The organism is Litoribacterium kuwaitense (assembly GCF_011058155.1).
Classification (GTDB): Bacteria; Bacillota; Bacilli; order Bacillales; family DSM-28697; genus Litoribacterium; species Litoribacterium kuwaitense.
Genome location: NZ_JAALFC010000032.1, coordinates 25,698 through 36,761 on the forward strand (window position 1 = coordinate 25,698; position 11,064 = coordinate 36,761).

The 11,064-nt window shown below is 46.5% G+C and carries 8 protein-coding genes; 7 read left to right on the forward strand and 1 reads right to left on the reverse strand.

Annotation, left to right across the window (positions count from 1 at the left end):
• Positions 1 to 13: 13 nt before the first annotated feature.
• The 6 genes from gatA (at position 14) to rlmD (ending at position 8,701) form a co-directional block, all read left to right on the forward strand.
• Positions 14 to 1,480, forward strand: coding sequence for an Asp-tRNA(Asn)/Glu-tRNA(Gln) amidotransferase subunit GatA (gatA, locus tag G4V62_RS14410; RefSeq protein WP_165203376.1), 1,467 nt, complete (start codon positions 14 to 16; stop codon positions 1,478 to 1,480).
• On the forward strand, positions 1,477 to 2,907 hold the full coding sequence (gene gatB / locus G4V62_RS14415; RefSeq protein ID WP_165203378.1) for an Asp-tRNA(Asn)/Glu-tRNA(Gln) amidotransferase subunit GatB: 1,431 nt from the start codon (positions 1,477 to 1,479) through the stop codon (positions 2,905 to 2,907). Before gatA ends, gatB begins: the two co-directional genes overlap by 4 nt.
• A 435-nt stretch (positions 2,908 to 3,342) precedes the next feature.
• Positions 3,343 to 4,260, forward strand: coding sequence for a diacylglycerol kinase (locus tag G4V62_RS14420; RefSeq protein ID WP_165203380.1), 918 nt, complete (start codon positions 3,343 to 3,345; stop codon positions 4,258 to 4,260).
• Positions 4,261 to 5,010: 750 nt separating this feature from the next.
• Positions 5,011 to 5,475: a hypothetical protein gene (locus G4V62_RS14425; protein WP_165203382.1), complete on the forward strand. Its 465-nt coding sequence runs from the start codon at positions 5,011 to 5,013 to the stop codon at positions 5,473 to 5,475.
• A 162-nt stretch (positions 5,476 to 5,637) separates the two neighbouring features.
• Positions 5,638 to 7,197, forward strand: coding sequence for an FAD-dependent oxidoreductase (locus G4V62_RS14430; protein WP_165203384.1), 1,560 nt, complete (start codon positions 5,638 to 5,640; stop codon positions 7,195 to 7,197).
• Positions 7,198 to 7,321: 124 nt separating this feature from the next.
• On the forward strand, positions 7,322 to 8,701 hold the full coding sequence (gene rlmD, locus G4V62_RS14435; RefSeq protein WP_165203386.1) for a 23S rRNA (uracil(1939)-C(5))-methyltransferase RlmD: 1,380 nt from the start codon (positions 7,322 to 7,324) through the stop codon (positions 8,699 to 8,701).
• 511 nt (positions 8,702 to 9,212) lie between these two features.
• Here rlmD and G4V62_RS14440 read toward each other — a convergent pair.
• Positions 9,213 to 10,337, reverse strand: coding sequence for an IS4 family transposase (locus tag G4V62_RS14440; RefSeq protein ID WP_165203388.1), 1,125 nt, complete (start codon positions 10,335 to 10,337; stop codon positions 9,213 to 9,215).
• A 157-nt stretch (positions 10,338 to 10,494) separates the two neighbouring features.
• Between G4V62_RS14440 and G4V62_RS14445 the strand changes: the two genes are divergently transcribed.
• Positions 10,495 to 10,950, forward strand: coding sequence for a GNAT family N-acetyltransferase (locus G4V62_RS14445; RefSeq protein WP_312855503.1), 456 nt, complete (start codon positions 10,495 to 10,497; stop codon positions 10,948 to 10,950).
• Positions 10,951 to 11,064: the final 114 nt, after the last annotated feature.

An 11,064-nucleotide genomic window follows, 5' to 3' on the forward strand; every position in this document is an offset into this window, starting at 1 on the left:
AGGCTTTTTCGACATGTCCCTATTTAATGAATCCATGAAATCGCTGCACGAAAAGATACATACGAAAGACATTGCTGCTCGTGACCTCGTCGATGCCTCTTTTTCCCGGATCTCGGCGGTCGACCAAGACGTTCGTGCGTTTTTAACACTCAATGAAGAGGCTGCCAGAGCTGCCGCACAAAAATTAGACGACGCCGAAGAAAAGACAGGCGCGTTGTTTGGGATGCCTATTGGAATTAAGGACAATATTGTCACAAACGAGCTGCAAACGACGTGTGCAAGTAAAATTCTCGACGGCTTTCATCCAGTCCACGATGCGACCGTTGTCGAAAAATTGAACGCAGCTAATGCGATCGCCATTGGGAAACTCAACATGGACGAATTTGCGATGGGCTCTTCCAATGAAAACTCTGCCTATAAAGCGACACGAAACCCGTGGAATACGGACTACGTCCCTGGCGGATCAAGTGGTGGATCAGCAGCAGCCGTGGCAGCAGGTGAAGTTTTCTTCTCACTCGGCTCAGATACGGGCGGTTCAATCAGGCAGCCGGCAGCGTACTGTGGTGTTGTCGGACTAAAGCCAACCTACGGACGCGTTTCCCGTTTCGGTCTCGTTGCCTTTGCGTCTTCTTTAGATCAGATCGGGCCTTTAACGAGAACAGTAGAAGACAACGCCTATTTACTGCAAACCATTGCCGGCCGTGATAGCCATGATGCAACGTCAGCACCCCTCGACGTTCCTGATTACGTTTCACAACTCACCGGTGACGTAAAAGGGCTTAAAATCGCCGTTCCGAAAGAATACCTTGGCGAAGGCGTCTCTGCTGAAGTGAAAGAAAAGGTCATGGAAGCATTGAAGGTGCTTGAAGGTCTTGGTGCGACGTGGGAAGAAGTGTCACTTCCACACTCAAAGTATGCGTTAGCGACGTATTACTTGCTGTCGTCATCCGAAGCTTCAGCAAACCTTGCCCGTTTTGACGGTGTTCGTTACGGTTATCGCTCAGACAACGCGGAAAACTTAATTGATATGTACAAGCAGTCACGCAGTGAAGGGTTTGGCGACGAGGTCAAACGCCGCATCATGCTCGGTACTTTTGCTCTTTCTTCAGGCTATTACGATGCCTATTACAAAAAAGCGCAAAAAGTGCGTACGTTAATTAAGCAAGATTTCGAGCAAATTTTTGAAAAATACGATGTTGTGATCGGACCAACGACACCAACGACTGCTTTTAAAGTCGGTGAAAAGACACAAGATCCGTTGACGATGTACGCGAACGATATTTTAACCATTCCAGTGAACCTCGCTGGCGTTCCCGGCATTTCCGTACCGTGTGGCTTCGCAAATGGCTTGCCGGTCGGGCTGCAAATCATCGGAAAGCATTACGATGAAGGCACGGTCTTCCGGGCAGCTCACGCATTTGAACAAGCAACTGACCATCATAAAGCAAGACCGTCTCTTGGAGAGGGGGAGCAACGATGAACCTAGAAACGATTATCGGACTTGAAGTGCACGTAGAGCTTAAAACCGACACGAAAATTTTCTGTAACTGCTCGACGGCCTTCGGAGCGCCGCCAAATACAAATGTCTGCCCAATTTGTCTCGGTCATCCAGGCGTCTTGCCTGTATTAAACAAACGCGCTGTCGATTTTGCGATGAGAGCAAGCATGGCGTTGAACTGTCAAGTTGCCACGGAAACAAAATTCGACCGAAAAAACTATTTTTATCCAGACAACCCGAAAGCCTATCAGATTTCCCAATTTGACAAGCCGATCGGCGAGCACGGCTGGATCGAAATCGAAGTCGATGGCAAGAAGAAACGTATCGGTGTTACCCGCGTTCACCTAGAAGAAGATGCAGGAAAGCTAACGCACGCTCGCGGTGGCTCTTCCCTCGTCGACTTTAACCGTCAAGGAACGCCTTTAATCGAGATCGTTTCTGAGCCGGATATGCGCTCTCCAGAAGAAGCGTATGCTTACCTTGAAAAACTAAAGTCAATCATTCAGTACACAGGCGTATCTGACTGTAAAATGGAAGAAGGCTCACTCCGCTGTGACGCCAACATCTCCTTACGCCCATACGGTCAAGACGAATTTGGTACGAAAACCGAGCTGAAAAACTTAAACTCGTTTAACTATGTCCAAAAAGGTCTAGAATATGAAGAGAAGCGTCAAGAAAGAGAGCTTTTGGCCGGAAACGAAATTCTTCAGGAGACGCGCCGTTATGACGAGTCGACGAAAAAGACGATTCTCATGCGTGTGAAAGAAGGATCTGACGACTATCGTTACTTCCCAGAGCCTGATTTAGAAGAGTTGTACATCGATAACGCTTGGAAAGAGCGCGTTCGCGGCGACATTCCCGAGCTACCTGACGCTCGTAAAGAGCGGTACGTTAAAGATTTAGGACTCCCAGCTTATGACGCGATGGTGCTCACATTGACGAAGGAAATGTCCGATTTCTTCGAGGAAACCGTTGTAGCCGGAGCAGACGCTAAACAAGCTTCCAACTGGCTTATGGGCGAAGTTTCCGCCTACTTGAACGCCAACGCCCTTGAGTTCAAAGATATTGCTTTAACACCAGAAGGGTTAGGTAAGCTTATCGGCTTAATTGAAAAAGGCACGATTTCCTCGAAAATCGCGAAAAAAGTGTTTAAAGATCTGATCGAAAAAGGCGGCGACCCAGAAAAAATCGTCGAAGACAAAGGTCTTGTACAAATTTCTGACCCATCCCAGCTTGCTGGCATCGTTGAAGAAGTGGTCACGAACAACCCACAGTCGATTGAAGACTTTAAAAATGGTAAAGACCGTGCGCTCGGCTTCCTCGTCGGCCAAGTGATGAAGGCGACGAAAGGGAAGGCCAACCCGCAAATGGTTAACCAGCTCATTAACGAAGAACTCGAAAAGCACTAAATTTAAAAGCACCCAGTTCGGGTGCTTTTAGAGTGAGCTCTTGTATGCTTCCGCCCGAGCTTGTCAGCTTAAGTGCGAGAACGGAATAGCGCCTGCTCGTTCATATGACGGTGAGAGCAGTGGGTGACGGATTAAAGGGTTATCAAACAGGCTGAAGCTGTGGAGCTATATAGTCATTCTTTTTATGAAACGAAGTAGTTAACGGGGCATAGCCGTAAACATAGCGACGTTCGTCAAAAAGCAACGAAATCGTATAAAGCTGATTTGAAATTTTGAACAGGTTTGCCACCTTCTTTGAGAGAATGTCATTTAAAAGACAAGAATTCCAATGGATGAGCAAATGGTTAGTGTGTCATTGATTTATTTCGGCATCATGAGTGGTATACTAGATGAAGTGAGTTTATTCAGAGAATGTCAAAGAATGGATGATGTGACATGAAGCGCGCGCGTCTCATATATAACCCAACCTCCGGTAGAGAACAAATTAAACGGGAGCTTCCAGATATTTTGAATCGATTGGAAGCCCTCGGTTATGAAGCATCTTCCCATGCCACCACCGGTCATGGGGATGCGATCGAGGCTGCACGTATTGCCGTCGAGCGGCGATACGACCTTGTCATCGCTGCTGGGGGAGACGGCACGATAAATGAAGTCGTGAACGGCATCGCAGAACAATCCTGGCGGCCAAAGCTTGCTCTCTTGCCAACAGGAACAACAAATGACTTTGCCCGTGCCCTGCACATCCCCCGCTCCGTCGATAAAGCGATGGAAGTCATTGAAGCCGGACATACCGCCTCGCTTGACATCGGTAAAGTGAACGACACCTATTTCGTCAATATCGCCGGTGCTGGAAAGCTGACAGAGCTGACGTATGAAGTCCCAAGCAAGCTGAAGACGGTACTCGGGCAGCTCGCCTATTATTTAAAAGGCGTTGAAATGCTTCCATTTATTAAACCGAGCTATGTCGAAATCGAGTACGATGGCAAGCTGTTTGAAGGAGAAGTGATGTTATTTCTCGTTTCAAACTCCAACTCCATCGGCGGTTTTGAAAAGCTCGCGCCCGATGCCCTCTTAAATGACGGGATGTTTGAACTCATCATTTTAAAAAAGACGAACGTCGCCGAATTTATTCGTATTGCAACGCTCGCGTTACGTGGTGAGCACATTAAAGACCGGAACGTCCTTTATACGAAAGCAAGCCGTGTGAAAGTAAAGACAAAAGATCATATGCAGCTCAACCTCGACGGTGAGTATGGCGGAGACTTGCCAGGCGAGTTCGAAAATCTGTACCGGCATATTGAAATGATCGTCCCAGCTGATCCAAATAAAGTGTCACAGGAAGAGTCTTCATAAAATAAATGAAACGACAGCCCCGTTCGGAAATGACCCCATCATGGTAGACACATCGTCAACATTTGGAGGTGCATTTCATTTAGGGGCTGTTTTTTTCATGACAAAATGATCGTTAAAGGAAGGTCACGTTAAATACATCAACTTATGATACACTTTGTCGAACTATATTCACGATATAGTCATTGTTTCTAAATAGGATTTTAGAAACAGGTATGGGGAATGTGATTGATTTGAACAAAACGGTTTTTGAAGGCATGACCCCACAGTAGAAAGCTGCTTATTTATGTGTGTTGCACATCTCCTGTATTTCTTGGAGGGTTAACATTTCCACCCCCGTACAATGTAACCATGCTTATTGTCTATGTTTATATTGGTTTAATATTTTACGGTGTATATAACAAAAATACGAAATATTTAGTTTTATTTCTTTTAACATTCATATTAAATTTTGTTGGATTATCGTGGCGAGTCATGCTGGAATGGAGGAAGTCTCTATGACAACGGATTTGACAGTCATGAATGTAGGAGTGCATTTGCTTGTGATCCCTTTATACATTACATCCATAAACCTTGTGCTCAATCGATTAATACACAAATAAAGACTACGTCAAACCCTAAGTAAATCCTTATTTCTCTCCCTAAACTCAGCCGGACATTTAACAATCAACTTACAGCCGATCAAAAAGTAGCACCATTCCATAGCTAGGTACATAGCCTATTGGTATCTTGTATGGAAGGTGGCGTTGATTCATGTTTCCTCAATTTCCGTTTTTAGGAGGTCCCGGTGGAGGAGGCCCCGGAGGTCCAGGAGGTCCGTTTGGCCCAGGCCCCGGAGGTCCAGGTGGCCCTGGCAGTCCTTGGGGTCCTGGACCCGGCAGTCCAGGCCCCGGTGGCCCCCCGAGCACACCACCAGGCTATCCCGGCGTCGGTGGTCAATTTCAAGATGGAGGTCCCCCTCCAGGTCCTCCACCATCGCAAATTCCGACACAAGCTTATGCCGGCGGTCCACAAGTCAAAGCCGTCGCCCCGCAATCATTACAAAATTGCTTGTATCGCTATACGTACATTCAGTTGAACAACGGGCAGTCGTTTTGGTTCTATCCGACCCGTATTCGCCGACGGATGAGAACAGTAACAGGCTATCGCTGGTTTGGCTTCGTCTGGGGCTTTTCCGGAATCGACACGCGTCAAATCAGCAACTTCACGTGTGTGTAAGGCATGTTGTCATAAAAAGGAGTTTGTCAACTTTTGGCGAAAGGAATACACATATAAAGGCAGAGGCTCCGCAAGATGAGCTTCTGCTCTTTTGAATCCTCTTAAGAATCTGCAGATGAGAAAATAAACACTCGTTTTATATGAAAGAGAGGAGCCTTTTACATGAATAGCGTGAAAACGGATGTCTTAATTGCCGGAGGAAGTACAGGCGGGTGTGCCGCTGCCCTCGCTGCAGCCAAGCAAGGCTTACAAGTGATTCTCACAGAAGAAACCGATTGGATCGGCGGGCAATTCACTTCCCAAGCAGTGCCACCGGACGAACACAAGTGGATCGAACAATTTGGCTGCACAGCGAGCTACAGGGAATTTCGGGAGCGGGTGCGGAACTATTACAAAACACAGTTTCCACTCACACCTGAAGCTGAGGACGACCGTCATTTAAACCCAGGAAGTGCGATTGTCACAGGGCTTGCCTTTGAGCCGAAAGTGGCCTTGCGCGTTCTGCAGGACATGCTCGCTCCGTATGAATATTCGGGACGCCTCACGATACATACGATGCATCAGTCCATCAGCGCAAAAACAGACAGCCATCAAGTGAAATCTGTCACCTTCGAACACGTAAAGACAAAGGAAACATTGGTTGTTGAGGCAAATATCGTGCTTGATGCGACCGAAATGGGCGACTTGCTGCCAATGACGGATACCGCGTATGTGACCGGCGCGGAATCAAAAGCAGACACAGGCGAGCCACATGCGCTTGAAGGGGAGGCTGACCCACTCGATATGCAAGCATTTACGCAAGTGATTGCCATGGACATCGCTCCAGGAGAAGACAACGTTATTGAAAAGCCCGCTGAATACGACTTTTGGAAAAAATACCGCGCCGATTTTTGGCCAGGCTCTCTCTTGAGCTGGAAAGCCGTTCATCCACCGACGTTAAACCCGATGACATACGGGCTGTATGAAGGAGAAGGCAAGTTTCCACTCTGGGCGTATCGACGCATTATCGATCCAAAGCATTTTCACGGTCAGCTTTATCAAGGGGACATCTCCTTAATGAACTGGCCGCAAAGCGACTACTGGCTTGGCCCAGTCGTCGAAGTGACCGACGAAGAGAAAGCGCATCATCTCTATATGGCGAAACAATTGTCGCTGTCGTTGTTGTATTGGATGCAAACCGAAGCACCAAATGATTCAGGCGGCATCGGGTATCCGGAGCTTCGGCTACGCAAAGATGTCGTTGGCACGTCGGACGGCGTCGCCAAATATCCGTACATTAGAGAAGCTCGCCGCATCAAAGCCCGTCATACGATTCTCGAGCAGCACGTCAGCGGTCCGTCTCGTCCAGCGCCAGTGCCGGATTCAGTCGGCGTCGGTGCGTATCATATCGACCTCCATCCCTCAACAGGACAGCGGACGTATATTGACTTTAAATCGTGGCCGTTTCAAATACCGCTCGGCAGTATGATCCCAATCGAGACCGAAAACCTGCTACCCGCGTGTAAAAACATCGGCACGACCCATATTACAAACGGCTGTTATCGTCTCCATCCGGTCGAATGGAACATTGGTGAATCCGCTGGTCTGCTCGCCGCTTTTTCGCTCCGAGAGAAAAAACGCCCGAAAGACGTCTATGAAGACGAAAAAGCGCTCAGCTCGTTTCAAGCGTTTCTCCGCTCAGAAGGTGTGGAGCTCGACTGGCCGGAAATTGAAAAAATTTAAGAGCAAAAGGAGAAATATTTCCGGGGAAATGTGACACGACATCCGAAGGGAACACGCTGTCGGTGCATGGACAACGTCAATTTGTGGTACAATGTGAGCAGTTTTGTGGAAAGGACGTTGCCCGATGGCACAATCGAAACAAATTCCTGTAGAAAAAAATAAATATTACCGTACAACTGTAGAAGACTTGACCCATGAAGGTGCGGGTGTGGCAAAGGTCGACGGTTTTCCCGTGTTCGTCCCGAAAGCCTTGCCGGCCGAGGACATTACCTTGAAAATCGTCAAGGTGAAGAAAAACTTTGCCTTTGGTCGTTTAGTTGAAACCCATCAGGCGAGCAGCGACCGTGTCGAAGCCCCGTGTCCCGTCTTTGGCGAATGCGGCGGGTGTCAGCTTCAGCATTTGTCGTATGAAGGACAGCTCGCCTATAAACAACGCCAAGTGACCGAGACGTTAAAACGACTTGGAGGACTGGAAGATGTCGTTGTACACCCGACGATCGGCATGGAAGACCCTTGGTCGTATCGAAACAAAGTGCAAACGCCTGTCGGCGAACGAAACAGCAGCCTCATCGCCGGCTTTTACAAGCAACGAAGCCACGAGCTCGTCGACTTAGACGTCTGCATGATCCAAAACGAAGCCAATGACGACGTCGTGCAAGGTGTGCGCGCCATCGCCGAGACTTACGGCATTCGTGCGTATGACGAAAAGACCCATAAAGGCACACTGCGTCACATCCTCGTCCGCAATGCAAAGACAACCGGCGAGCAGATGGTCACGCTCGTCACAAAAAATGCCACACTGCCGAACAAAGCCAACATCATTCGCGACATTCGCGAACAATACCCAAGTGTCGTGTCGATTGTTCAGAACGTGAATCCAAAACGAACAAACGTCATCCTTGGTGCAGAAACAAACGTCCTCTGGGGCAAAGAAACGATTCGCGACGAAATCGACGGCGTCTCCTTCGACATTTCATCCTTGTCCTTTTACCAAGTGAACCCTGTCCAGACAGAAAAGCTATACGAAAAGGCATTGAAGTACGCCAGCCTCACCGGAGAAGAAACCGTCATCGACGCCTATTGCGGCATCGGGACAATCTCTCTATTTCTCGCCCGAAAAGCCAAGCACGTATACGGCGTCGAAATCGTTCCCGAAGCCATCGAAGACGCCAAGAAAAACGCCGTACTGAACGATATCGACAACGCCACCTTTGCAGCCGGTAAAGCAGAAGACGTCATGCCAACCTGGCAAAAACAAGGCATCCACGCCGACGTCATCGTCGTCGACCCACCACGCAAAGGCTGCGACGACGCCTTACTACAAACGATGCTCACCATGAAACCAAACCGCATCGTCTACGTCTCCTGCAACCCCGCCACCCTCGCCCGCGATCTCGCCACCCTCACCAACAGCGGCGCGTACGAAGTGAAAGAGGTTCAGCCTGTGGACATGTTTCCGCAGACGACGCATGTGGAGTGCTGTGCGTTGTTAGTATTAAAATAACTAAATAGAAGTTGTAGCGGGTGGTTCAGCTAGATCTTTAAAACGAGAATGAATGTTAGCTGTACCATCTGCGTTAATTTCTATCCAATCAATTAATGCATGAAGTAATTCAGGAGTAAGTTTTCGTGAGCTAGAAAATTCATTCAAATTTCTTTTAAACTTCTGTCAGTCCTTCTTGATATCGTGACGTTCAAGTTCTTTAAAGAGTTTGCTATGATCTGTCTCAATTTTTGAGGTGATTTCATTGGTTGTAATAATAGCTAGTTGATCATCTTCATTAGAAACAACCCCATTTGAAAGAGCCATTACTAGATTTGTTTTATCCCTTTTCTTTGCTTCTAGTTTATATTGATTACTTTCAATGACACTAGCGTCGCATAAATATGTTCAAAATATTCCGTCTTTTTTCGTGTCTTCAAGTAAAAAAAACAAAGACAGCTAAGCAGAGACAGGAAACATCCATTTTTTTACTATACCTTTTGACGACTGCAACAGGATCTGTTCGCCTGCGTTACGGCACGCTTTTTCCTTCGATTTTTCGAAGCCAGATATGTGCAGACTTCCATAAAGAAGCCTTCAAATAACGGCTAATCTGTAAGTAAGTTCGCTTACTCTGGGTTCGCAGTTGGGCAAGGACATTCGGGCAATAGACAATTATGGCGATATATACTTGATTGTGCACTCCTTGCTGATTTTGTGCGTAGAACTTCTTAATGTTCAAATGTTGTTTCATCCATTTGAAGAATAGCTCAATTGCCCAACGAGACTTATATAGTTCTGCGATTTCACCCGCAGACAAATCAAATCGATTCGTTACCAGGTTCAGTTGGTTTCCTTTGGAATCCAGTACTTTTAAGAAACGAAATGTGTTTTCCGACCGGTTTTGCGTGGTGCCAATGACGACCATTTCATCGGACAACACGTCAGAGTTGTCCGGCAGTTTGAAGTGTTCGAGTGACCGAACGACCGCGTTTTTTCGAAGACGAGAGACGAAGAAATAGCCCTCATCCGTCATGCGGTCGAACCGTTCGTAATCCAAGTATCCGCGGTCGAACACATACATGCATTCCTTATCGTCAATCAACACTTCTAACTGGCCGCGATCATGTTCTTTGGCATTCGTCAAGACCGCCTGATCGGGATAGGAACAACCATTTTCCATGAACACGAGCCGCAGATGAAGCTTGATACCGGATTTAGTCTGACGAAACTTCGCCCATCGGTGGTTATTCAAGTTCAAAGGCAAAGTGCTAGAATCAATGATTTTTAATGGCGTTGTCCACTTGCGTCGCGTTTGAAAATCCGTCGCGTCATGAATCTGCACGACCAGATCGAGAAAAATCGCCTGAAAGAATTCCGTTGGTACCTGGCGCAATCGTCTGCCGAGCTGTGAGAAGCTGATTGAATCTAAACGCGTGGCTTCCTGCAGTTCTTTTGAAAAGACACTGTCGCTGATGGCACGTAAACTTTCCGTTTCGTGAAGTTGTGCGTACAAGAGTAAGTTCATGAACGAAGCCATGTGCAGCTTTTTTGTATAGTGGTTGAGACAATGTAGTTGAACCTGTTCCACAAATAATTCATTGAAAATGGGTTCAGCCCATTGCTCAAATGCCGTTTTTCGGGTAATCTTATCCATGAGATTGTCCTTTATTTTGGATTTGGCTGGATTACTGCCTCCAACCCATGATAAAGGATTTTTTTATGGAAGAGATAACCTAAAGATTATTCGGAATTTATCATCAATAGATCTATTTTTAATGCGACGCTAGTGGCGTACAATACATGATAGTGATATTGAATTAATTAAAGGATGGCTACAACAAGATTATGTGTCTATTTGGTTTGGAGATGTTGAGGATTGGTTGCTTGAAATTCGGGGAAGAAAAGATAAGTATAGTTTTATTCATCATTTTCTTTTAGAAGATAGTCAAGGGAAAAAACCGATTGGTTTTGCACAATACTATGACTATAGTAAAGTCTTAGAAGAATTTGGTGAGACACCTCAACCAGTAGATACATATGGTATCGATTTTATGATTGGTTACAAAGAGCTGATAGGACAAGGCGTAGGAAAACAGTTGGTACGACTTATTTCTGAAAAAATTCTTGAAGATCATCCAAATGCAGTTCGTATAGTTGCTGATCCTTCTGTTGACGGGAATAAGATAAATGTAGCTTCTATTAAAGTCTTAGAGGCGAATGGTTTTAACTTTGATAGTGTTTCAGGATTTTATATTCTCAACCTTTGATAATCTAACTAAAACGTTGTTTATGGCACAATAAAAACGTAATGAACGGCAGTTAATTTATGCAATAAAAAAAGCCGCTTGCCAACACCTAAAAAAATACATACACTCCTTTTG

Bases quoted from the DNA above. Each gene is read 5' to 3' on its own strand.
- gatA (WP_165203376.1), top strand. From the start codon at position 14: ATGTCCCTATTTAATGAATCCATGAAATCGCTGCACGAAAAGATACAT.
- G4V62_RS14440 (WP_165203388.1), bottom strand. From the start codon at position 10,337: ATGGATAAGATTACCCGAAAAACGGCATTTGAGCAATGGGCTGAACCC.
- G4V62_RS14425 (WP_165203382.1), top strand. From the start codon at position 5,011: ATGTTTCCTCAATTTCCGTTTTTAGGAGGTCCCGGTGGAGGAGGCCCC.
- gatB (WP_165203378.1), top strand. From the start codon at position 1,477: ATGAACCTAGAAACGATTATCGGACTTGAAGTGCACGTAGAGCTTAAA.
- G4V62_RS14420 (WP_165203380.1), top strand. From the start codon at position 3,343: ATGAAGCGCGCGCGTCTCATATATAACCCAACCTCCGGTAGAGAACAA.
- rlmD (WP_165203386.1), top strand. From the start codon at position 7,322: ATGGCACAATCGAAACAAATTCCTGTAGAAAAAAATAAATATTACCGT.
- G4V62_RS14430 (WP_165203384.1), top strand. From the start codon at position 5,638: ATGAATAGCGTGAAAACGGATGTCTTAATTGCCGGAGGAAGTACAGGC.